This is a genomic window from Veillonella sp. 3_1_44, assembly GCF_000163715.1.
Lineage (GTDB): Bacteria > Bacillota > Negativicutes > Veillonellales > Veillonellaceae > Veillonella > Veillonella parvula_A.
The window spans coordinates 470,250-492,378 of sequence record NZ_GG770200.1 but is presented as its reverse complement, the minus strand read 5'-3'; the positions used below and the strand labels follow the sequence as shown (position 1 = coordinate 492,378).

Here is a 22,129-nt window from a genome sequence, read left to right as displayed (position 1 = left end):
GCATGGCCTGGGCAGTCAACGTGTGCATAGTGACGGTTAGCAGTTTCATACTCAACGTGTGCAGTGTTGATTGTGATACCGCGTTCACGTTCTTCTGGAGCTTTATCGATCATGCTGTAATCTTGGAAGTCAGCTTGACCTTTTTCAGCCAATACTTTAGTGATTGCAGCAGTCAAAGTAGTTTTACCATGGTCAACGTGACCGATTGTACCGATGTTAACATGCGGTTTCGTACGTTCAAATTTTTCTTTTGCCATTAGGATTATATCCTCCTTCACAAAAACAAATTACATTCTAGTATTAATATAATATATTAACCCTAATTTATCAATGGAATATAAGATTTCCTTACCTATTATTATACCATATATACAAAGTCTTAGAATAGCATGTCATATGTAAAGAAATAAAAAAATCCCCACCAAGGTGAGGTTTAATGGTGGCGGCACACGGATTTGAACCGCGGACACACCGGGTATGAACCGATTGCTCTAGCCAACTGAGCTATGCCGCCATGTATGGAGCTAGTGACCGGGATTGAACCGGTGACCTTATCCTTACCAAGGATACGCTCTGCCGACTGAGCTACACCAGCACAATGAACGATCATTTCACTGTGGTTTTTATGGTTGCGGGGACAGGACTTGAACCTGCGACCTTCGGGTTATGAGCCCGACGAGCTACCAACTGCTCCACCCCGCTATGAATGGTGGAGGGAGAAGGATTCGAACCTTCGAAGTCGAAGACGGCAGATTTACAGTCTGCTCCCTTTGGCCGCTCGGGAATCCCTCCATAAATAAAATGGAGCTGGCGATAGGAATTGAACCCACAACCTGCTGATTACAAGTCAGCTGCTCTACCTATTGAGCTACGCCAGCATCATTACGACAAGATGAATTGTATCACCTAGCACACTAAGTGTCAAGAACATTTAAAAACTTTTTTGAAGTTTTTCGTTCACTGTGGTCACTCTTAGTGCTTAATCATAATAACATGAAACGATACCCTATGCAAGTATTTTGTCAAAAAAAATTTATATTTTATCAATCCTCTATAAAATGCCTCGTTTTCAGTATATATCCAGTAATCAACTTTTATTTACTAGTATATTCTTTATATACCTTTACATAGTTTCATTCCTTACCAGTCCATGTCTGCTAACATCCATATTTCAGGTTTACTAAAATCAAATAATAGGAAATTACAAAACTATATTTTTTACCTAATAACTGTAATTATATAACTAAAAAAGGAGATAGCCCGCTATCTCCTTCTATACATCTATAGTTTTCCCTATATTCAACCAATATGTTCAAACATACATTTAGTCGATTGCAATAACATGATCTGGATGTGCAATACTAACTACAGCATGTTTAGGATTATTGTTATGTTCTAAGTACAACTGATCCCCTTCAATATGTCCACGCCAGCCAACGACAATAGGATACTTCTTACTAATAGTTTTTAACAACTCAAATGGTTTTAGATTTAAGATAGGTGCAAAGAATACATTAATGCCATCTAGCAAGACTACTTCCGTATCGCTACGGCTAAGAGCACGGCAAATAACTTCTTCCGCTAATTGAGGCCGTTCATCACGAGGCACGAGCAAAAACTCTTCCTCGATGAGTTGCTTAGCTTCCAAGTATTTCCAGCCCTTCTGCTCAGACAATTCACGAATTAGCAAACTTTTACCAGAACCTGGACCACCAACGATAAACAATATACGTTCATCATCACCTTGAATCTTTTCCCAACGTTCTTTTACATCTTGTACAGTAACCATACCCTTTGCCTCCTCGCTGTGACCTATCCTATTTTACAGGACGGTCAGATAACATAACGGATTTGATATATTGGTTTTTATCATCTAGGGCAAACTGTAAATAAGAGTTGCTTGCCGCTGGATTTTTATATTCATATACGGTAGACGTCCCCGCCTTTGTTGTAGATTCAACAATACGAGTTGGCATACCATACACAAAGAGCAATAAATATTTGGTATCACCCATCGCGATTCCACGACGTGTAGGCGTATAAACATTTAATAATACGCGATTGATAAGATCTTTTTTATCTACACTCACACCGTATTCATTATAGCCAATAAATGTGGAGCCAAACAATATGCCTTGATGTTTCCAATCATTATTAGGATCATTAACAAAATGGTCATTCAACTTGAAACCACGCAATACAAAATCATCAGCCGTAAGTGTACCAGCTTCAAAATCATACACTTCAGCTTTCGGCAATCCAAACCTAGGCCATACTTGTCCACTAATAATGTCTACAGCCTCTATATTGCTTTGTTTAATGGTGAAAGCAATATATTCTTTTTGCTGACCAAGCATAGATTGTTGTTGGCTATTACTATTTGTATTCTCTACAGGACTCTTAAACTCCTTTTTTTGAGGCAATGAATTTTCGGAATGCCCCTCATAAAGGAAAATATACGTCTCATTTTTCTTATCACGCCACATCGCATTAGGACTGCCATAGGCAAATATCAATTCCATCCGTGTGCTACCAGGGCCAATGTCACGTACTGTATTAGCGCCTTTTTTCGTACTATGAATATTTGTAATAGTATTTGGTTCAAAGAAGTAAGTCGCCCCTTGACCGCGCAATTGATTGTTAACCAACAATTCTTGAGCAGGTCCAGTATATACAGTTACTGCTACATCTTTCATGTAATACGTAGTAAAGTTATCACGTACCTCAGTTTTTTCTACATCTTTTGGGACTTCAAACTGATTCCCCAATCGGTATGTGCCAATAGCATAGTCATCTTGAGAACCTAAAGGCGGTAAACTGTTTGCCGTATAAGACTTACCAATATCAGCTAAATTATTCTGAGTGATACTCGGCAAAGGACCTTCGTTCTCACTAGCCGCTTGCCAGAATTGTATAGAATCACCAAATTCAGTTACAGCCATTTGCTCTGCGAGCCATCCAGTTTTAGAACCTTCCTGTTTCGTTTTTGGGTCTAGCTTAACAACTCTAACTGGTGCATTATCAAGGTAAGACAAGCTATCAACCTCACCAGTTCCATCTACACTACCATCATTGCTCGCATTAGCGGAATCTTGAGCTACAACGTTAGTGTCATCAGTAGTTTCTACTGCAACTGGGTTAACAGTGGAAATGGCAGGCTCTGCTGCATAACTGATTGTAGTAGCACACAAGCCCACAAGGAGGGCTGCTACAATACGGCTCTTCATAGAATAGTTCATCGATTATTCTCCAACTGTGCACGCAACCAATTCAACCATGTTTCAAGACCGTTGTGGGCCGTGCAACTTACTTCAAAAATTTCTCCATTTGGATTTAAATTACGGATATCTTGTATTGCCTGCTCCTTTTTGAAAGGCACATAAGGCAATAAATCAATCTTGTTAATAAGGATGGCCTTAGACTCTTTAAAGATTAACGGATACTTAAGGGGCTTATCTTCACCTTCGGTAACAGATAAAATCGTTACTTTCATGCTTTCACCAATCTCAAATTCCGCAGGGCAGACTAAATTGCCTACATTTTCAATAATAATCATATCGAGATCATCAAGATTAAGATCACCTAAGGCATCTTGAATCATCTGTGCATCGAGATGGCACCCACCAACTGTATTAATCTGGATAACAGGCACACCCAACTCATGAATGCGCTTGGCATCCTTTGCCGTAAATAAATCGCCTTCAATAACGGCTAAGCGATAATCCTTTTTTAAATCTTGTAAGGTTGCCTCCAAAAGGGAGGTCTTACCTGCCCCAGGTGAACCTAACAGGTTAAATACAAATATATTCTTTTCCTTAAACAACTGTTGTAAGGACTCTGCAATAGCATCGTTTTTTGCCAGTACATTAGTTTTAACTTGAACTTGCATGCCCTAACCTTTCTATCAATCGATATCTATAGAGGTCACTTGTAGCTCGCGACCGCCTATAGTTTGTACGAAATGGCTGTCACAATAAGGACAAATAAACGTATAATTTTTTACAAAAAATATTTTATCACAATCTAAACACTTTCCTTCAATAGGAACTGTATTGATTTCTATGCGTGAGCCTTCCGCAGGTGTTCCCTTCGTAATGGCTTCCCAACAAAATAGCAATGAATCCGGTTCTACCCCACTCATTAAACCTAAGTCTAGTTGAATAGAATGAATGACTGTCGCATCATGTTGACGTAAGGTATCGAGCGCTACATCAAGAATACCTTCTGCTATAGACATCTCATGCATGATATGCCTCGTATACCGCTTCTAGCATCATTGTCGTTGTTACGGATCCAACACCTCCTGGTACAGGAGTAATGGCAGATGCAATATCTTTTACCGCATCATAATCAACATCACCTACAGTTTTGCCGTCCAGTTCATTAATACCTACATCAATAACAACAGCACCAGGCTTAATCATATTAGCAGTAATCATATGAGCACGACCAGCCGCAGCAATAATAATATCACCACGCTTTACTTGCTCTACTAGATCAGAAGTTCTAGAATGGCACATTGTAACAGTACCATGTGCAGCGAGTGCCATAAGCGCTACAGGTTTACCGATAACTTGGCTACGACCGACTACAACCACATGTTTTCCTTCTAAAGGAATATTATAGTGATTTAAAATAGCCATACAAGCCTTAGCCGTACAAGGAGCAAAGCCACCCTTACCAGCTGTTACTAAACCGATGTTATATGTTGTAAGACCATCAATATCTTTTTTAGGATCTAACATATCGATAAGAGCTTCTGTATCAATGTGTTTAGGCATTGGCATTAGCGGTAAAATTCCATGAATAGATGGATCAGTATTTAATTCATGCAACGCCGCTACTACTTCATCTTGCGTTGTCGTTTCAGGCAATTGCTTTAGCACAAAACCATAGCCAAAATTTTTAGCTGTCTTTTCCATAAATGTAGCGTACATATGAGCACCGTGGTCTTCACCAACGAGTAATACTGCCATAGTAATTACAGAGTCGCCAACTGCTGCAACTTTTTCTTGTAAAATCGCCTTGTGAGCGTCTGCTACTGCTTTACCGCGTAATTCGATCATAAGTATCTCCATTCATTCAAACTATCTATAAAATAAGGTGCCTCCGGAGAGGCACCTAAGTCTCTTATTCTATTATATAACGAACTGTCTATAATTTCTAATTATGACCGAATTCGTTTTATCTACGGAAATGAACAGTAATTGCTGTACCAGCCTGAACAGTTGTACCGCTACTTTCATCTTGAGATGTAGCCGTACCAGTTCCATCCGGTTTAAAGGCAAGTCCCGCCTTATGTAACCAATCACGCACTTCACCATAGGTAAAACCAGTAAAGTTAGGCAATGTAACAGAACCATCACTTCCCGGTTTTGGTTCAGGTAATGTATTAGCAGCTTTAACAGCTACTGGTGTACTTTCTTTAACATACGGACTCATTTGGTAATACCGTACAAGTTGAGATACGATGTCCTTAAATACAGGGGCTACAATTTGACTACCATAATAAGAACCCTTTTGTGGGTCATCAATAACGACAAGAACTACAAATTTTGGATCCTCTACAGGGCCAAAGCCAATAAAGGACGCAATGTATTGTCCGTCGAGATAACCGCCATGTTTGGTATCTAGTTTTTGCGCCGTACCAGTTTTACCGCCGAAGTGATAACCTTCTACCATCGCTTTTGTACCGCCACCTTCGGATACTTCTTTTTCTAGAATATCTACAATGGTTTTAGCGGTTTCCGCCGGAACTGGTTGTCCCACAACAGATGTTTCAGTCGTACTTGTAACATCGCCTTGAGAGTTACTATAAGACTTGATGATATGTGGTTTCATCATAGCCCCACCATTAGAAAGTGCACCAAAGGCGCGAACCATTTGTAATGGTGTAACCGCAATACCTTGACCGATGGACATAGTCGCAACGTCTAGCTTACTCATATCCTCTGGATTATACAAAATACCTGCTCCTTCACCAGGCAATTCAATACCTGTTTCAGAGCCAAAGCCATAATCACGTATATATTTCGAGAGAATATCTGCCCCTGTTAATGTACCAATTTCAGCCATACCAGTATTAATAGAGTACTTCAAAATATCTAGCAAACGAACAGGACCATATCCCTCACCATTCCAGTTTCTAATGATATGTCCATTGGCAGCGAAGGCCCCTTTATCGTTATACACAGTGTCTAACTTCCATTTGCCTGCTGCAAGAGCTGCAGATGCAATGATAGGTTTGAATGTAGAGCCTGGTTCATATAAATTGGTAACCGCAATATTTTTGAAAGCCTCTTCACCACTTTGGTTGTAGTTATTAGGATCATAACTTGGACGATTGGCCATCGCTAATATTTCACCGTTCTTTGGATCCATAACGATAACGCTGGCATGCTTAGCTCCTGTATCAACCATCGCCTTATCAAGAGCGCGTTCTGCAATAAATTGAATTGTTGCATCGATGGTTAAGGTTACGCTTTTACCCTTATCTGGTAAAAATTTAGATAATACGGAACCAAAGATGGCATTCCCTTTATTATCAGTAGCTACAATTTCTTGTTGTACGCCCCCCTTTAATTCGTCATCAAGAACCATTTCTAGACCATCAAGACCTTTATCATCAGTGCCGACAAAGCCTAATACTTGTGCCGCTAAGACACCATTTGGATAATAGCGCTTAGATTCTTCAACGAAATTGAGGCCTGCAATATTATTATCCTTAATAACTTGTTGTACCGCTTTTGATTTGTCTGCATCCATCATACGATTCAACCAGACAAAGGCGGTATCCTCTTGCAAAGCTTTTACAATATTCTCTTTTGACATCGTTACATACGGTGAGATGAGCTCCGCAATCTCTTGAGGAGACTGTTTAATCATCTTCGGATCCGCATATAAAGATTTTGTAACTACACTCATCGCCAATGGCTTGCCATTACGGTCATAGATTGTACCCCGCGGCGATTGTAATTTTCTATCTACTTGAACTTGTAATAAGTTTTTCTTCTCTAGGTCAAAGGTGTCAAAGACCTGTAACTGTGCTAAACGCCCAATAAGGACGAAGGCAACGGTCATGAGTATGGCAAGGCACCACGTAGTGCGACTCCAATCACTCATGCGTAATAACGCTTTATTTAATAACTTCATCATTTCTCCACTGGACGGCGTAACTTATGGTCTAATGCATCATATAATGCATCTGGTTCATTGGGAATCACCCCATTTTGAACCTGACCTAATAAATACTGCAATCCTTCCCCCACTTTTTTCCCTGCAAGCTTAATAACTCGTTCGTCATAATTTAAATCCTTTGTATGGATAGGCATCTCTAGGCTAAGATCTGCCATACATTCACCAAAGGCTAAGGTGCCATCAGTCGATGCATAAGGCTTCCCACAGCCTAATACATCGGCAGCACAAACCTTAGATAATTGTTCCCATGCAATTCGCATAATTTGACTATCTCGAAACTCACCGCTGCGAGCCTCTTTACGGATCCACTTCTTCTCATTAGCTTCCCCATTTTGTACAAAATAGTGAAAGCGCATATGATTTTTTACAATCCAAGCTACACGGCGCACAAAACTCTTAGGGTAACCTAAACGAGTAAGCAAGGTTTCTGTCATTTCAGCCCCTAATGTATCATGACCACGATCTGTGAGGCGACCATTCACCACAGCACGCACCGTAGGCATCCCCTTTGCTACATCGTGTAACAGTGCACCCCAACGTAATGTTAAATCTGGTTCTGTATGAGATACAACGGCTAATGTATGATACCAACCATCAAATTCGTGAAAGTCTTTTTCTTGTGGTAAATTCACAAGATGGTATAGCTCTGGTAAAATAGGCACTTCATGAGCGACGCCATTTTCTACAACGCGACAAGAGCACTCGGCCAAGCGAGATTGTACTAATACATCAAGGCCTTTAGCCACAGCAGGCTCTAACATGAGTCGGTCCAGTTCACTACGAACTCTCTCGAGAGATAATCCAGGCACACGATGAAATGCCTTTGGCATAGCTTCTAATAAGTCTTCGGTAGGTAAGAAATCTAGCTTTGCCACAAAGCGGCACGCTCTAAATAATCGCAATGCATCTTCTTCAAAACGTTCCTGCGCATTACCAATAGTGCGTAATGTCTTATGTTTAATATCTCGGCGTCCACCTACGAGGTCGATAACCTCACCAAAGCGGTTCATCGCCATGCCGTTGACAGTAAAGTCACGACGTAACACATCTTCTTCTAAGGTATCGGCATAGATAATTTCTTCAGGGCGATGGCTATCTGCGCCATATCGCTCCGTTCTATATGTAGCAATTTCGTATTGCCTTCCCTCTAATGTAGCTACCACTACACCAAAAGATTTGCCTACGAGGTCTGTCGTTTGAATATCATGACTGCGAAGAACCTCAATTACCGTATCGGGACGTGCAGACGTCACAATATCGAAGTCATGTGGCTTTTGATGCATCAAAATATCGCGCACAGCGCCGCCTATGATATAGGCTTCATGACCGGCTTCTTCCAATACGGTCAATATTCGATTTGCTTGTTCCATCATACACGCTCCTTTCTAAACTAGTCTAATCTTTATTTTACTACAAATGAAAGCATGAAAAAAGTGCAATCCTTATAAGGATTGCACTCTTTCCGCAATAGCTGTACCTGTCGGTGTTACCGCAAGACCGCCATCACTTGTTTCACGCAATGCTGCCGGCATAGCACGGCCTATATTATTCATCGCTTCGATGACTTCATCTGGTGGAATTTGACTTTCAATATTCATCAACGCCATTTCAGATGCAGTAATAGCATGAACTGCATAGAAGCCATTACGTTTAACACATGGTACCTCTACGAGTCCCGCCACTGGATCACAAGCAAGCCCCAATAGATTTTTCATGCACAATGCGATAGCATGGCCTACTTGACGTGGTGAACCACTCATCATTTCGACAATCGCACCTGCTGCCATACACGCAGCCGTACCAATTTCCGCTTGGCAACCGCCAACAGCACCAGCAACACAAGCGCGATTTGCTACTACATTACCAATACCGGACGCAGCTAAGAAGCCTTTTACCACTGTAGCTCTATCTAATTGGTAGTGGTCCGCAACGGCTTTCACCGCACCAGGCATAACACCACAAGAGCCCGCCGTAGGACAAGCAACAATGCGGAACATCTTTGCATTTGCCTCATTTACAGCAATAGCATACGTCATTGCCTTATACGCAATATCACTCATAAAACGAGGTGTTTGCCCATTAAGCTGTGCCGCTTGACCACCGGACATACCAGAAGCCGTTTTCTCCGCATAAGCTATGCCATCTTGAATGGAGCTTTCAAAAATATCTAAGCGATTTTCTATTTCACGAACAACCGCATCTTCACTACGGTCGTAATTCTCTAATTCATAACGCAATACTACATCGCCAAAAGAAATATTGTTTTCCTCACCTAGGCGAATAATATCTGCAATTGTATCATATGCATAACTCATCATTCGCCCTCCTATAATGCTTCAAAGGTCATCACATCCTGGATTCCTGGAAACTCGCGCATAAACTGAACTGTAATAGGATTTACCACCGTATCTGTAGTAATAACCATAACTGCATCCTTATGCTTGCCCTTACGGAATACGCGCATCGTAGCGATGTTAATATCAGACTCGCTCAATGCTTGGCTCACAAGAGAAATCGCACCAGGTCTATCCTCATGGAACACAACGAGCGTAAACTCATCTCCTGTAATGGACATATCATTTCCATCTACTTCGGTAATCATAATCTGACCACCGCCGAGAGAGCGACCAATAACAGTCATATGACGATTATGTTCATCATACATATCAAAACGCACCACATTCGGATGCCCTACATCAAGAGGAGACTCAATAAAAGAAAACTCCATCCCCTCTTTTTTCGCTAATTCATGGGCAACTCGGATGTTCGCATCATCCTCTTTATAACCTAATAAGCCGCCAATCAAAGCACGATCTGTGCCATGCCCTTTATAGGTTTTTGCAAAAGATCCATATAATGTTAAATCTACCTTTTTGGGAGTAGAACGAAAAATACAACGCGCCATCTTCCCTAGCCGCGCAGCACCCGCTGTATGCGAACTAGACGGACCAATCATAATAGGCCCTATAATATCAAAAATACTGTTCATACATACCTCTATATACACATAAACCATGTGAAAAAATCCTATTTCACCTATAGTATAGCAACCAATATCGAGCCTTGTCTATATGCACATTAGGGGCATATTTGTTTGTCTACAGAGGACTACTATTCTTATGAAAGCTGTTCTAAAACTTTGTATATTGATGGGACGCATCCATATCTACAGTTATAAAAGGGAAAGACTATACTTATGCAGCGACATCTCCCCCTCACCTCACTATTCTGATGAAAGCTATTTTAAGAGTTTGTATATTGATGGGACTTATATTTCAGAAACGTTTTACTTATGGGCATAACCTATTGAGGGCCGACTTACGCTGAGTATGGAGGCATGAGATAGGTTATGCCCATTAGTAATCTAGTTGTCGCAATACTGTCAGGCCCCATCAATAAACAAACACTCGATAGATAGCTTTCACAATAATAGTAAAAAAACGCACCTAAGGATAACCCTAGGTGCGTTATTTATAACAACAGTCCTAAATCATAAAAGAGAGGGGACGTAGGACTGTGGTTAACAGATTAATAGATCCTATTAGCCCAAGATAGCTTTCATGTCAGCTTCTGGAGTTGTAATTGGATGTAATTGGAATTTATCTACCAAAATGTTCAATACATTGCTGGAGAAGAATTTAGGCAAGGAAGGTCCGATGTAAATGTTACGGATACCCAATGCCAACAATGTTAACAAGATACATACCGCTTTTTGTTCGTACCAGGACAATACCAATGTCAATGGCAAATCGTTTACATCACATTCAAATGCACCAGCTAAAGCTACTGCTACTTGAATAGCGGAGTAAGCATCGTTACATTGACCCATATCAAGGATACGAGGGATACCACCGATTTCGCCGATGTTCATGTCGTTGAAACGGAATTTACCACAAGCCAATGTCAATACTACAGTATCATTTGGAGTTTGTTTAACGAATTCAGTGTAGTAGTTACGGCCTACTTTAGCACCGTCACAACCACCTACCAAGAAGAAGTGTTTAATAGCGCCAGCTTTTACAGCGTCAATTACTTTATCAGCAATACCCAATACTGTGCCATGACCGAAACCAGTAGTTACTTCATGACCACCGTTGATACCAGTGAATTCTTGAGCTTCTTTGTAGCCGCCCAATTCGATAGCACGGTTGATAACTGCGGAAAAGTCTTTAGTACCATCTTCTTTTTCTTCGATATGTGCACAACCATCGAAACCTACCATATCTGTAGTGAAGATATTAGCTTTGTAGTTTTCTTTTGGTGGCATAATGCAGTTTGTAGTGAACAAGAATGCACCAGGAACATCAACAAATTCTTTTTGTTGGTTTTGCCATGCTGTACCGAAGTTACCTTTCAATTGAGGATGTTTCTTCAATTCAGGATAAGCGTGGCAAGGCAACATTTCACCATGAGTATAGATATTTACACCTTTACCATCAGTTTGTTCCAATAATTGTTTCAAGTCATGAAGGTCATGACCAGTTACAACGATGAAAGGACCTGGTTCTACAGTCAAAGGAACTGTAGTTGGTACAGGTGTACCATATGTTTCAGTATTAGCTTTATCAAGAACAGCCATACATTTCAAGTTAATTTGACCAAATTCCATCAAAAGATCAAGCCATTCTTCAGCACTGTGATCTTTAGCGAATTCTACCATGCCTTTAACGAACCAAGCGTCAACATCAGCATCGTGGAAGCCAAGGCGAGCAGCATGCCATGCATATGCAGCCATACCACGCATACCTAACAATAATGTGGAACGAAGGGATACGATGTCTTCTTCACCTTTCCACAATTGTTCCCAATCGAAATTTTGTTGAGCGCTATCCACTTTTGCATGGTAAGCATTTACTTCGTCAATGAATTCTTGAACGCGGTCTTCAGAGAAGTTTACGTTTGTTACACACATGAACAAACCGCGCATAATATAATCGATACCTTCTTTAGTATGACCCTTTACGTCTAAAGCGCGAGCCAAGCCAACTAAGGCAGCAGTTAATTCGTCTTGTAAGTTAGCAACTGGTGCAGTTTTACCACATACACCTTGTACAGTACAGCCACCTGGTGCTGCAGATTGTTCGCATTGATAACAGAACATACTCATTTAAAAATCCTCCTTTGCGAGACTTCCTCGCAGTCAAGCTAGATAATATAAAACCTATACATTACACTGATGTTTTATCAGTTGTCTGATTGATTACATTTGAAAGTATAACGTAAAGATGATACAATTTCTGTAGCTTGAGCAACAAATAAAAACTTTTTCAAAAATTTTCCTGACTTCCCTTATGGAACAGGTAGACCATTTAGTCTTATACTTTTATTATACAATAATCATTTTTAATTGCTATAGACTTTATCACACCGGAGGTGCTTATGAAACAAATACTTTCAAACGATATCATTAATCAATATATGCCCACCCTCGTGAAATGTCCTTTATTCAATACATTAGGAGAGCCAGAGCTGCGTAGCTATTTAAATAATGCCAAAGTTATCATCCACAGTTACCAAAAAAATGATTTTATAGCCCTCGCTGGAGATCCTATGGAGGGTATTGGTGTCATTCTTGAAGGCAGCGCTTTACTGACTCGTGAAAATGTAATGGGGCAACGGGTTATTATGGCAAACTTAGAGCAATCAGATATTTTTGGAGAAGCACTACTATTTAGCAAACAGCCTTTATGGCCTGCTACCATTAAAGCAACAAAAGCAACTAAAATTATGTTTATTCCCCTTGAAACCTTTATTAAAACATTACCGGATTGTCATCAATGCCAAACTAAAATCCTATCTAATCTATTAGAGGATTTATCTGAAAAAGCAATTCTATTAACCAGAAAAGTCCACTACCTCACATTAAAAGGGATGCGCGAAAAGATTTTTGCGTACTTAACAGATATTTATAAACGTCAGCATTCTAACACAATTCAATTACCCCACAACCGCGAGCAAATGGCTGAGGTTCTCAATGTATCTCGCACAGCCCTTAGCCGTGAATTAGGACGCCTTCGCGATGAAGGTCTCATTGATATTACAGGGCGCACCGTAACAATTAAAAATATTGAAGACATTGAAGAATTCGGCTTTAACACCTTTTAATACTTAATGTCTATTAAATTTAACAAACTAAAAAGTCTCTCAAGATTATCTTGAGAGACTTTTTTATTACACGACTCATAAAATATATAACGGTTTTAAGTATATAATAACTATATAATATAATTTTTCAAACTATATAGTGCTTAAAATTGTAAATTAGAACCAATGAGACAAATCAAATTCTTCACCAATGGTTGCTTTCACATGAGCACGACCTAAGTAAAGGCCTAACAATGTTAAGCTAATTTTAGACATTGGCGTGCTATCAAAGACATCAGCTAAGTCCAATAGAACCGGTGAAATATCATCCATGATATCACGCGCCTCTTGTCCCCTGAAAGCAGTAGGTTTGCTCTTCATCAGAGCTAAAAGATCACGTTGAACCATAGCATTAGAAATTCGTGTTTGTCTAAAGAATTGTGGTGCTAAAGACTCATCTACCAAGGCTAATTTATAAAGATTGGAGTTCAAGCTACGCACCACATAACGTGGATCTACACCATGACCATCTGTAGCACGGAAGAGTTCTTCCTTAGAGAAACCACGATAGTTGAATACAAACGGATATGAATTCGACAACACTTGGCATAAAGTGATAGGCTCTTGTTCTTCTTGTGTACAGCGTAAGTAGTCCAGCTGGCGATAGAAGGAATCATTTCGAGGTAAATCAGAGATGAATGGCTCAATATATTTTTCCACATAATGTTGGAAGTGAATCAATCCATAGTTATTAGAATTTCTAGAATATTGTAACAATAATGTTAAGGCCATAACTTGGAAGTGACCTAATGTTAAATGAGGTAATACACGTAATGCATCAAAAGCTACGAGGTATGGCGTACTAGATTTAGGAGATTGAACCACATCTAGAAAAGCACCTAATGCAGCGGACTTCATCCACTCTGTATTTGTAGCGGCATATGCCTTTTGCATACTCATCAACGCTTCTTGAATAACAATATTCTCTAGTAATGCATTCACTTCAACAATTTTTGTAATATTGAGAGCCGCTAAAGCATCTCTTGTAATAGATTCTACATAATGTTGCGTATCACCATGTAACACCCCAAAGGAATGAACAAATGGTGCTATAGCCAACTCAACGCATTTATCCTCATGTGCCGTTTTTGCCCATTGACCATGCGGTTCCTCCTCTTCAGCTAAACTTGTTGCCGCCAATTGTGCTTCAATTTCAGAAGCATCAAACAAACGCGTTTCATCTAATACCGATGGACCTTCCGCGGTTTGTATTTCGTTTGCACCACCTATCATTTGTGTAGCATCTATGCTATCCGCTTCATCAGCTTCAAAGGCTTCCACAGATTCACCCATAGCAATTGTATCTTCAACAGAGTTAGCGCTATTGAGAAGTTCATCTGTAACAACATCGAGGACAATAGTTTTATCCACCAACGGAGTAACACCTTGATTGGCTTGATTAGCTTGCTTAAGATCTGATACAGCTGTCATCACAATGGTTTCATCCCCTATTGGTGTGCCATTATCCGAACCTATTGGTGTTCCATTATCCGAACCTAATGCTAACGCATATTCTCCCTCTGAAACATGACTTGAATTAGACTTTAGAGTACTTCTTTTATTATAAGAGGTATCTATAGGATCAACCAGAGGTTCAGCCGGTTCTCGCTCTTCACCGACCACCGTTTCAACTGTATCCGGAATTGATGCAGTATATACATTAGTTCCACTCGTATGTGTGATTGTTACATTGCCCTCTTGCGACTCCGTTGCAAATATAACATCATTATGCGCTTTAGGATTATTTTTATTACTTATGTTTTTATAGGATTTTTCTTTTGCCTTACTTTCACCATCACCACCGCTAAATACAGCATAGCAAACAGCAAAGAATCCCAATGCCACGACGGCTAATACAAAATACGGTATTAGGTTTGACATACTATCCCCCTACATCAATGCTTCATTATATACAGCACGCTCACCGCCAATGCTCTTCGGACGAACACGACAAGCGGTCACATGTGCTTTCCCAATTTCTTTCACACAAAGACGTACAGGCACTGCAACGTGTTTCATGTGCATACCAATGAAAGTATCTCCAATATCGATGCCTACATCAGCTTGAATAAATTCAACCATCACAGGATCATCAAAATATTCGTACGCCATCACAGCCAGGGCACCACCCGCATGACGTTGAGGAACAACATTAACTTCCTCCTCCCATGTCATCGCACTACGTTCCATAACAAGTGCACGATTAATATGTTCACAACATTGAATAGCCAAGTTAAGTCCTTTAGCCTTAACAGCATTGTATATTTCATCAAATACGACCTGAGCCACATCAAGGTGAGAGTCAGTGCCGATTTTTTTACCTACAATTTCGCTAGTGGAACAGCCAACAACGAATAATTGACCTTCGCGAACCTTTGCTAAATCAAGTAATTCAGCCATCGCGTTGCGAGTTGACTGACGAATAGTTTCTACAGAAGTCATGTTATCGCCTCACTCAAATTGAATGTATAAAATCTATATGTATATTATCATAAAACCGACAGAATCGGTAGACTAAACTCTACACGTAACGGATGAACATCTTATGATTATGGCTTAACAACAAAAAGAGGCTTGCTTTAGCAAGCCTCTTTCAATCACTCAATGGTGATATTAGATTTTTCTGTAAGGTTTTTGGCCTAATTCGTAGAAGTTATTACCTTCAGTATCGCCAACCACGATGCAAGGGAAATCTTCAACAGTCAATTCAGCCAAAGCTTCTGGTCCAAGTTCACCATAAGCAAGTACTTCATATTTTTTGATGGATTTTGCAATCAATGCTGCTGCGCCACCAACTGCTGCGAAGTATGTGCAACCATTTTTCTTCATGGATTCAACTACTTCTGGTTTACGGGAACCTTTACCAATCATGCCTTTGATACCTTGGTCAAGCATTGTTGGTGTGTAAGCATCCATACGACCGGAAGTTGTAGGACCAGCGGAACCAATTGGATCACCAGGTTTTGCAGGTGTTGGTCCAAGATAATAAACGAATTTATTTGTCCAGTCGATTGGTAATTTTTCACCACGCGCTAAAGCTTCAGTCATAACTTTATGAGCAGCGTCACGAGCGGAGTAAATTTTACCAGTGATAAGAACGCTATCACCAACTTTTAATTTGCGGGAAAACTCTTCATTATATTCTTCAGTATTAATGCGAATTGATTCAGCCATTGTTTTTACCTCCTATCGATTAAAGTACTACGTGAGCATGACGAGCAGCATGGCACATGATAGTAACTGCAACAGGAAGACCTGCGATGTGAGTTGCACCCCATTCGATGTTTACACCGATACAAGTTGTAGTGCCACCCAATTGTGGTCCAATACCAGTTTTGTTAACCATTTCCATGATTTCTTCTTCTAATTTTGCATAGTCTGCATCTTTATGAGGTACGCTAATGTCACGAAGCAACGCTTTTTTGGACATAACTGCTGCTTGGTCCATAGTACCGCCAATACCAATGCCGAGTACAATTGGAGGGCATGGGTTAGGACCTGCATGTTTTACGATTTCAAGGACTGCATTTTTAACGCCTTCCACACCATCAGCAGGTACGAGCATAGCTACATCGGATTTATTTTCAGAACCGAAACCTTTTAATTCTACTTGAATATCTACTTTATCGCCAGGAACGATTTCAGTATAGATGATTGCAGGTGTGTTATTTTGTGTATTTTTACGGTTGAACAATGGTTCAGCTACAACGGATTTACGAAGATAACCTTCAACATAACCAGCTGCAACACCAGCATTGATAGCTTCTGTAAGATCACCACCAACGAAATGAACATCTTGACCAACTTTTAAGAATACCATAGTCATACCAGTATCTTGGCAGTATGGACGATCTTCAGCATCGGCAATTTCTGCATTTTTAATAATTTGATCAAGAACGATACGACCTACCGAAGACTCTTCTGTTTCACGGCCTTTTTTCAAACCTTCATAGATGTCTTTTGGCAAGTGGTAAGCTGCGTCCATACACATTTGACGGACTGTTTTTGTGATTTCAGATACTTGAATCTCGCGCAAGATAATCCCTCCTCAGGAAAATAGTTGAATATTAATTCTAATACCGATGAGATAAAATAAAATTCTCAAACATATGAAAGAATATCTATCTCAAACCGATGAGATTAACTCTATACATAAATCGTAGCACACAATATAAGGGGATTCAACGTCTCACCTATACAGTTTTCTCAATGCTTTTCCAGTTTTTGAGAATTGTTTTCATGAATATTTTTGTATATATTTCGGTTTTTCAATAGCCTACATAGACTTTATTCTCCAGTCACTAAAAAAGCCCCATTCTGTGATAAAAGTCATAGTCTATCACATATCAATAAGATTTTAATATCTTATATTTTTACCTACTTTCTTATATATAAATTTGGTTTAAAATGAACCACAAACATAGACTATATCTAATAAGATAAATACACTTTCATCTTAACTGATACTACTTTTCAACTAAATCTTTTAAACTTTTCTATAATGCATATGTATACCGATTATCTTCAATATACTTATATTGCTAACTCCCATTCATTTAGAGCCATACAATCATCTTAGAACGCAGTAAATATCTATAGTTAATAAGCTCTATAGATTTTATTAATTTTAATGACTCTCTCATCAAAATTATTGATAACTAATTTTATTTATAAAGTTATGTCTTTTAGTCATAATTGACAATATCTATTTTATAGTGTTCTAAAAAAAATGCTTGCTTTTATAATTAAACTAACATATAATAACAATCGTACCATTCCTCGATAGCTCAGTCGGTAGAGCAATCGGCTGTTAACCGATCGGTCGTAGGTTCGAGTCCTACTCGAGGAGCCATTCTGGCCCGTTGGTCAAGCGGTTAAGACACCGCCCTTTCACGGCGGTATCCCGGGTTCGATTCCCGGACGGGTCACCACATATGGACGATTAGCTCAGCTGGGAGAGCGCCTGCCTTACAAGCAGGATGTCGGCAGTTCGATCCTGTCATCGTCCACCAAACTAAAGGAGCAAGCTGTTAAGCTTGCTCCTTTTTTTTATATATATGATATAATAATATAAATTGTATAATTTGTAATTTTAAAAGAGTTTTATTAAGAGGAGGAATTATGTTACATAACTTCGGACTCTATAAACGTCCACTACTTACAGTACTTGCTGTACTACTCACAACTGCATTTACAACAGCCAGTGCCGCTATGATCGATTTGAGTCAGCTAACACCAAATACAACGCAACCTGTGGTTCTTAGCACTATACAAAGTAACACAAGTAATGAGGCTTCTACATTGACCCCTAAAACAAATATGGAGCCTGTCATAAAAGTAGCTGCCACACCAACATCTACACCAATTTCTGGAGTTTCAGAAAAAGCAACTATTAATGCTACTAGTACAAGTCATGATGGTCTCTTGGAAAACTTTCCAAGCCGCAAAGTAACTATTGTTGTACCAGCAAATTTGCGCAATGAAAACACAGCTCAATTTGGTCACTACATGACAGATCGCTTATCAAATACACTTAAATATCCTTACTATGATACAACCATTGTAAGTACTAACACACCAACTGCAGAAATTAAAGCCGCTGATCTTGCTCAAATTGCAGAGGCCCAAAATTCTGAAATCGTTATTATGCCTGTACCATTACAAGACGTATATGTACAAGTTAATACTATTAACAGCCCAGATCCATACAATAAGGATAATCATGAAATTTATATCGCTGCAAAGGTTAATGCCCTTTTATACTATTATGATGTAAACGATAAGGTAATCCATACTGTTCGTACGGGCTTCAACCAAACTGATGACTCTTTAACTATGCCAACACATAAATCAGTTTGGAACAAAGTTATGACTATATTACTTGATAAATTACCATACAAACGAATTCCAACAGATCGTGACCGCTACCAAGCACCTGGTATCAATTCTGAGGCACCTGTTGTATTAGATTTTCAAGTAGAACAACCTAAGAATACTGCATACTCCTTAAAAGGTGTGAGCGTTTTATAATCAAAATTAGAAAGATAAAAAGGCTAGCCAGATGGCTAGCCTTTTTCTTATAACATTTTTGTAACATGCAAGCGCAGTAAAGCACGTTGCAATGCTGCTTCCGCTCTTTCTACATCAATATCAGGTGTAGGATTTGATAACCGACCTTCTGCACGCTCTTTAGCTCGACGAGCACGTTCCACATCAATGGATGTTGGATCTTGACAGTCAGGGGTTACAATACTCACCTTATTATGTTCAATTTCACAGAAGCCACCAAATACAGCATATTCACGAGATGTTCCATCTGGTTGTTCAATGCGTAAAGGTGCCAAGTCTAATGCAATAATCATAGGCGCATGATTTGGCAAAATACCAAAACCACCATCGATAGCTTTACCTACAAAGAATGTAGATTGGCCCTCGAATACGATTGCATCAGGTGTAATTATCTGTAGGGTCATAGGTTCCGCCATGGATTATTCCCCCTTCTCTTGCATTTCCTTTGCTTTTTGAATGGCTTCATCAATGGTACCAACCATGTAGAATGCACCTTCTGGCAATTCATCATGTTTACCATCCAAGATCTCTCTGAAGCCTCTCAATGTTTCGGACAATGGCACATATTTACCAGGAGAACCGGTAAATACTTCTGCTACGAAGAATGGTTGACTCAAGAAACGTTGAATCTTACGAGCGCGAGATACAGTGAGTTTATCTTCGTCAGACAATTCTTCCATACCGAGGATTGCGATAATATCTTGAAGATCGCGATATTTTTGCAATACTTCTTGTACTCCACGAGCTACTGCGTAGTGCTCTTCACCAAGTACATGTGGGTCCAAAATACGGCTTGTAGAGTCCAGAGGATCCACCGCTGGATAGATACCAAGTTCCGCAATGGAACGAGACAATACTGTTGTCGCATCCAAGTGAGCGAATGTCGCTGCTGGAGCCGGGTCAGTCAAGTCATCGGCAGGTACATATACAGCTTGTACGGAGGTAATAGAGCCTTCTTTTGTAGATGTAATACGCTCTTGCAATGCCCCTACGTCATTAGCCAATGTAGGTTGGTAACCTACGGCAGATGGCATACGACCTAAGAGGGCGGATACTTCGGACCCCGCTTGAATAAAGCGGAAGATGTTATCGATGAACAAGAGCACGTCTTGTTTTTTCACATCACGGAAGTATTCAGCCATTGTAAGACCAGTAAGACCTACGCGCATACGAGCCCCTGGTGGCTCATTCATTTGTCCATATACGAGGGCTGTTTTATTGATAACGCCAGACTCTTTCATTTCGTTCCACAAGTCATTACCTTCACGAGTACGTTCCCCTACACCGGAGAATACGGAATAGCCGCCGTGCTCTGTAGCAACATTGTGAATCAATTCCATAATCAATACGGTTTTACCTACACCGGCACCACCGAAAAGACCGATTTTACCACCTTTTACGTATGGAGCGATAAGGTCAACGACCTTAATACCTGTTTCCAAGATTTGTGTATCTGGAGAAAGGTCATCAAATTTAGGTGCTGGACGGTGAATAGGCCATTTTTCATCAGCCACAACTGGAGCTGGATCATGGTCTACAGTTTCACCAAGTACGTTAAAGATACGACCCAATACGCCTTCCCCTACAGGAACGGAAATTGGAGCACCAGTATCTTCTGCTTCCATATTACGTGTCATACCGTCAGTAGAACTCATGGCAACGCAACGAACTGTATCGTCGCCTAAGTGTTGCATAACCTCTACTACGATTTTTTGTCTATCGTGTGCCTTGTGGTCATGGTAGATGTGGATGGCGTTGTAGATAGCTGGTAAATGACCAGCATCAAAGCGCACGTCTACAACTGGGCCGATGACCTGCACAACTTTACCAATATTATTACTCATCGACAGATGTCTCCTTATCTATTGCAAGGCATTAGCGCCACCAACGATTTCAGAAATTTCGTTTGTAATGCTAGATTGACGCAACTTGTTGTATTCAAGGCCTAAGGACTCAATGAGTTCCCCTGCATTATCTGTAGCCGATGTCATGGCCGTCATACGAGCACCCAATTCACTAGCTGCAGATTGTAACAATCCATTATAAACTGTAATTTCTAAGTATTTTGGCAGCAACGCCTCCAAGACGGATACAGCGGACGGCATAAAATCATACTCTTCGCCTTTTACCTCATCTTGTGGTTGCTCTATTGGCAACAAGCGCTCAGCCTGTGCAATTTGCGTCATAGAATTTACAAAACGTGTATAGATCATGATGACTTCGTCTACTTCATGACGTTCATATAGTGAAAGTGCTTCATGCATGATGGCACGCGCATGTTCATAGGACGGTTTATCAGAAAAGCCCGCATAAGACTTATCGATGCGAATACCTCTAGATTTCATGCTATCTCTAGGCTTTCTGCCTGCCGTGATAACACGGTATGTATCAGGAGATTTACCATGTAATTGTTCCATAGCAAATTTCAACACATTAGACGAAAATGCCCCTGCAAGACCTTTATCTGCACCTACTACAATATAGCAAGTGCGCTCTACAGGTCGCACATCTAAGAGAGGACTTTCAAAGCCTTCTAAATCACTATTAGACATATGACGCAAGATTTGCCCTATCTTTTCTGCGTAAGGACGAGTAGCTTCCGCTTTTGTTTGTGCCCTACGAAGACGAGCAGAAGCTACCATCTTCATCGCTTTTGTAATTTGTTGCGTATTGGTAACACTTTTTATGCGTTTTCGCAAATCTTGTGCACTAGCCATAC

20 protein-coding genes and 8 tRNA genes are annotated in these 22,129 nt (G+C 40.1%); 5 read left to right on the top strand and 23 right to left on the bottom strand.

Features of this window, described 5'->3' with window-relative positions:
- From HMPREF0873_RS05860 to hcp, 16 genes are all read right to left on the bottom strand, one after another.
- The coding region (locus HMPREF0873_RS05860) for a GTP-binding protein (RefSeq protein WP_008714929.1) at positions 1–257 on the bottom strand (257 nt) is incomplete at its 3' end.
- Between the two features lie 180 nt (positions 258–437).
- Positions 438–514, bottom strand: a tRNA-Met gene (locus tag HMPREF0873_RS05855).
- A gap of 5 nt (positions 515–519) precedes the next feature.
- Positions 520–595: transfer RNA gene (locus tag HMPREF0873_RS05850), tRNA-Thr, on the bottom strand.
- A 31-nt stretch (positions 596–626) separates the two neighbouring features.
- A tRNA-Met gene (locus tag HMPREF0873_RS05845) sits at positions 627–702 on the bottom strand.
- A gap of 5 nt (positions 703–707) precedes the next feature.
- Positions 708–792 (bottom strand) — tRNA-Tyr (locus HMPREF0873_RS05840).
- 10 nt (positions 793–802) lie between these two features.
- Positions 803–878: transfer RNA gene (locus HMPREF0873_RS05835), tRNA-Thr, on the bottom strand.
- Positions 879–1,324: 446 nt separating this feature from the next.
- Positions 1,325–1,789 carry a BREX-3 system P-loop-containing protein BrxF gene (gene brxF, locus HMPREF0873_RS05830; RefSeq protein WP_004695092.1) on the bottom strand — a complete coding sequence of 155 codons (465 nt, stop codon included), beginning with the start codon at positions 1,787–1,789 and terminating at the stop codon, positions 1,325–1,327.
- Between the two features lie 28 nt (positions 1,790–1,817).
- Positions 1,818–3,239, bottom strand: a complete 1,422-nt coding sequence (locus HMPREF0873_RS05825) for a hypothetical protein (protein WP_004697547.1) — start codon at positions 3,237–3,239, stop codon at positions 1,818–1,820.
- Positions 3,236–3,889, bottom strand: a complete 654-nt coding sequence (gene hypB, locus HMPREF0873_RS05820; RefSeq protein ID WP_004697543.1) for a hydrogenase nickel incorporation protein HypB — start codon at positions 3,887–3,889, stop codon at positions 3,236–3,238. Before hypB ends, HMPREF0873_RS05825 begins: the two co-directional genes overlap by 4 nt.
- A gap of 15 nt (positions 3,890–3,904) precedes the next feature.
- A complete protein-coding gene (locus HMPREF0873_RS05815) occupies positions 3,905–4,246 on the bottom strand; it encodes a hydrogenase maturation nickel metallochaperone HypA (RefSeq protein ID WP_008714928.1) in 342 nt (113 codons plus the stop codon).
- Positions 4,239–5,066, bottom strand: a complete 828-nt coding sequence (locus HMPREF0873_RS05810) for a bifunctional 5,10-methylenetetrahydrofolate dehydrogenase/5,10-methenyltetrahydrofolate cyclohydrolase (protein WP_038125694.1) — start codon at positions 5,064–5,066, stop codon at positions 4,239–4,241. Before HMPREF0873_RS05810 ends, HMPREF0873_RS05815 begins: the two co-directional genes overlap by 8 nt.
- A gap of 118 nt (positions 5,067–5,184) precedes the next feature.
- On the bottom strand, positions 5,185–7,152 hold the full coding sequence (locus tag HMPREF0873_RS05805; RefSeq protein ID WP_038125692.1) for a penicillin-binding transpeptidase domain-containing protein: 1,968 nt from the start codon (positions 7,150–7,152) through the stop codon (positions 5,185–5,187).
- The gene (locus tag HMPREF0873_RS05800) at positions 7,152–8,570 is read right to left on the bottom strand and encodes a CCA tRNA nucleotidyltransferase (protein WP_008714924.1); all 1,419 of its coding nucleotides are present in this window, start codon (positions 8,568–8,570) and stop codon (positions 7,152–7,154) included. The genes HMPREF0873_RS05805 and HMPREF0873_RS05800 overlap by 1 nt, the downstream gene beginning before the upstream one ends.
- 69 nt (positions 8,571–8,639) lie before the next feature.
- Positions 8,640–9,512 carry an L-serine ammonia-lyase, iron-sulfur-dependent, subunit alpha gene (gene sdaAA, locus HMPREF0873_RS05795; RefSeq protein WP_083788811.1) on the bottom strand — a complete coding sequence of 291 codons (873 nt, stop codon included), beginning with the start codon at positions 9,510–9,512 and terminating at the stop codon, positions 8,640–8,642.
- Positions 9,513–9,523: 11 nt separating this feature from the next.
- Positions 9,524–10,186 carry an L-serine ammonia-lyase, iron-sulfur-dependent subunit beta gene (gene sdaAB, locus HMPREF0873_RS05790; RefSeq protein ID WP_038125691.1) on the bottom strand — a complete coding sequence of 221 codons (663 nt, stop codon included), beginning with the start codon at positions 10,184–10,186 and terminating at the stop codon, positions 9,524–9,526.
- Positions 10,187–10,738: 552 nt separating this feature from the next.
- Positions 10,739–12,304 (bottom strand): hydroxylamine reductase, encoded by a 1,566-nt coding sequence (gene hcp, locus HMPREF0873_RS05785; protein ID WP_008602464.1) that lies wholly within the window; start codon positions 12,302–12,304, stop codon positions 10,739–10,741.
- 272 nt (positions 12,305–12,576) lie between these two features.
- On the opposite strand from hcp, the gene HMPREF0873_RS05780 reads away from it, so the two are divergent.
- Positions 12,577–13,302, top strand: coding sequence for a Crp/Fnr family transcriptional regulator (locus HMPREF0873_RS05780; RefSeq protein ID WP_021148534.1), 726 nt, complete (start codon positions 12,577–12,579; stop codon positions 13,300–13,302).
- A 156-nt stretch (positions 13,303–13,458) separates the two neighbouring features.
- Here the strand turns inward: HMPREF0873_RS05780 and HMPREF0873_RS05775 are convergent, their stop codons facing one another.
- The 4 genes from HMPREF0873_RS05775 to HMPREF0873_RS05760 form a co-directional block, all read right to left on the bottom strand.
- Positions 13,459–15,222, bottom strand: coding sequence for an LPO_1073/Vpar_1526 family protein (locus HMPREF0873_RS05775; protein WP_008602460.1), 1,764 nt, complete (start codon positions 15,220–15,222; stop codon positions 13,459–13,461).
- Positions 15,223–15,231: 9 nt separating this feature from the next.
- The gene (locus HMPREF0873_RS05770; protein ID WP_008602458.1) at positions 15,232–15,783 is read right to left on the bottom strand and encodes a TIGR01440 family protein; all 552 of its coding nucleotides are present in this window, start codon (positions 15,781–15,783) and stop codon (positions 15,232–15,234) included.
- 171 nt (positions 15,784–15,954) lie between these two features.
- A complete protein-coding gene (locus HMPREF0873_RS05765) occupies positions 15,955–16,515 on the bottom strand; it encodes a Fe-S-containing hydro-lyase (protein WP_004695073.1) in 561 nt (186 codons plus the stop codon).
- Positions 16,516–16,534: 19 nt separating this feature from the next.
- Entirely contained in the window at positions 16,535–17,377 is an 843-nt protein-coding gene (locus HMPREF0873_RS05760) for a fumarate hydratase (protein WP_004695072.1), read from the bottom strand.
- 740 nt (positions 17,378–18,117) lie between these two features.
- On the opposite strand from HMPREF0873_RS05760, the gene HMPREF0873_RS05755 reads away from it, so the two are divergent.
- The 4 genes from HMPREF0873_RS05755 to HMPREF0873_RS05740 all read left to right on the top strand — a co-directional run bounded on the left by HMPREF0873_RS05755 (position 18,118) and on the right by HMPREF0873_RS05740 (position 19,371).
- Positions 18,118–18,193 (top strand) — tRNA-Asn (locus HMPREF0873_RS05755).
- A 4-nt stretch (positions 18,194–18,197) separates the two neighbouring features.
- Positions 18,198–18,272: transfer RNA gene (locus tag HMPREF0873_RS05750), tRNA-Glu, on the top strand.
- A gap of 5 nt (positions 18,273–18,277) precedes the next feature.
- Positions 18,278–18,353 (top strand) — tRNA-Val (locus HMPREF0873_RS05745).
- A 109-nt stretch (positions 18,354–18,462) separates the two neighbouring features.
- Positions 18,463–19,371: a hypothetical protein gene (locus HMPREF0873_RS05740; protein ID WP_004697512.1), complete on the top strand. Its 909-nt coding sequence runs from the start codon at positions 18,463–18,465 to the stop codon at positions 19,369–19,371.
- Positions 19,372–19,418: 47 nt separating this feature from the next.
- On the opposite strand, the gene atpC is transcribed toward HMPREF0873_RS05740, so the two are convergent.
- From atpC to atpG, 3 genes are read right to left on the bottom strand one after another with little or no spacing between them, the layout of a single operon-like run.
- Positions 19,419–19,826, bottom strand: a complete 408-nt coding sequence (gene atpC / locus HMPREF0873_RS05735) for an ATP synthase F1 subunit epsilon (RefSeq protein ID WP_004697509.1) — start codon at positions 19,824–19,826, stop codon at positions 19,419–19,421.
- Positions 19,827–19,829: 3 nt separating this feature from the next.
- The gene (atpD, locus tag HMPREF0873_RS05730) at positions 19,830–21,254 is read right to left on the bottom strand and encodes a F0F1 ATP synthase subunit beta (RefSeq protein WP_004697530.1); all 1,425 of its coding nucleotides are present in this window, start codon (positions 21,252–21,254) and stop codon (positions 19,830–19,832) included.
- Between the two features lie 18 nt (positions 21,255–21,272).
- Positions 21,273–22,127 carry an ATP synthase F1 subunit gamma gene (gene atpG, locus HMPREF0873_RS05725; RefSeq protein ID WP_004697537.1) on the bottom strand — a complete coding sequence of 285 codons (855 nt, stop codon included), beginning with the start codon at positions 22,125–22,127 and terminating at the stop codon, positions 21,273–21,275.
- Between the last annotated feature and the right edge of the window lie 2 nt (positions 22,128–22,129).

What these genes read in the sequence shown, in the direction of transcription:
- brxF (WP_004695092.1), bottom strand. Translation starts at nt 1,789, where the DNA reads ATGGTTACTGTACAAGATGTAAAAGAACGTTGGGAAAAGATTCAAGGT.
- HMPREF0873_RS05825 (WP_004697547.1), bottom strand. Translation starts at nt 3,239, where the DNA reads ATGAACTATTCTATGAAGAGCCGTATTGTAGCAGCCCTCCTTGTGGGC.
- hypB (WP_004697543.1), bottom strand. Translation starts at nt 3,889, where the DNA reads ATGCAAGTTCAAGTTAAAACTAATGTACTGGCAAAAAACGATGCTATT.
- HMPREF0873_RS05815 (WP_008714928.1), bottom strand. Translation starts at nt 4,246, where the DNA reads ATGCATGAGATGTCTATAGCAGAAGGTATTCTTGATGTAGCGCTCGAT.
- HMPREF0873_RS05810 (WP_038125694.1), bottom strand. Translation starts at nt 5,066, where the DNA reads ATGATCGAATTACGCGGTAAAGCAGTAGCAGACGCTCACAAGGCGATT.
- HMPREF0873_RS05805 (WP_038125692.1), bottom strand. Translation starts at nt 7,152, where the DNA reads ATGAAGTTATTAAATAAAGCGTTATTACGCATGAGTGATTGGAGTCGC.
- HMPREF0873_RS05800 (WP_008714924.1), bottom strand. Translation starts at nt 8,570, where the DNA reads ATGATGGAACAAGCAAATCGAATATTGACCGTATTGGAAGAAGCCGGT.
- sdaAA (WP_083788811.1), bottom strand. Translation starts at nt 9,512, where the DNA reads ATGAGTTATGCATATGATACAATTGCAGATATTATTCGCCTAGGTGAG.
- sdaAB (WP_038125691.1), bottom strand. Translation starts at nt 10,186, where the DNA reads ATGAACAGTATTTTTGATATTATAGGGCCTATTATGATTGGTCCGTCT.
- hcp (WP_008602464.1), bottom strand. Translation starts at nt 12,304, where the DNA reads ATGAGTATGTTCTGTTATCAATGCGAACAATCTGCAGCACCAGGTGGC.
- HMPREF0873_RS05780 (WP_021148534.1), top strand. Translation starts at nt 12,577, where the DNA reads ATGAAACAAATACTTTCAAACGATATCATTAATCAATATATGCCCACC.
- HMPREF0873_RS05775 (WP_008602460.1), bottom strand. Translation starts at nt 15,222, where the DNA reads ATGTCAAACCTAATACCGTATTTTGTATTAGCCGTCGTGGCATTGGGA.
- HMPREF0873_RS05770 (WP_008602458.1), bottom strand. Translation starts at nt 15,783, where the DNA reads ATGACTTCTGTAGAAACTATTCGTCAGTCAACTCGCAACGCGATGGCT.
- HMPREF0873_RS05765 (WP_004695073.1), bottom strand. Translation starts at nt 16,515, where the DNA reads ATGGCTGAATCAATTCGCATTAATACTGAAGAATATAATGAAGAGTTT.
- HMPREF0873_RS05740 (WP_004697512.1), top strand. Translation starts at nt 18,463, where the DNA reads ATGTTACATAACTTCGGACTCTATAAACGTCCACTACTTACAGTACTT.
- atpC (WP_004697509.1), bottom strand. Translation starts at nt 19,826, where the DNA reads ATGGCGGAACCTATGACCCTACAGATAATTACACCTGATGCAATCGTA.
- atpD (WP_004697530.1), bottom strand. Translation starts at nt 21,254, where the DNA reads ATGAGTAATAATATTGGTAAAGTTGTGCAGGTCATCGGCCCAGTTGTA.
- atpG (WP_004697537.1), bottom strand. Translation starts at nt 22,127, where the DNA reads ATGGCTAGTGCACAAGATTTGCGAAAACGCATAAAAAGTGTTACCAAT.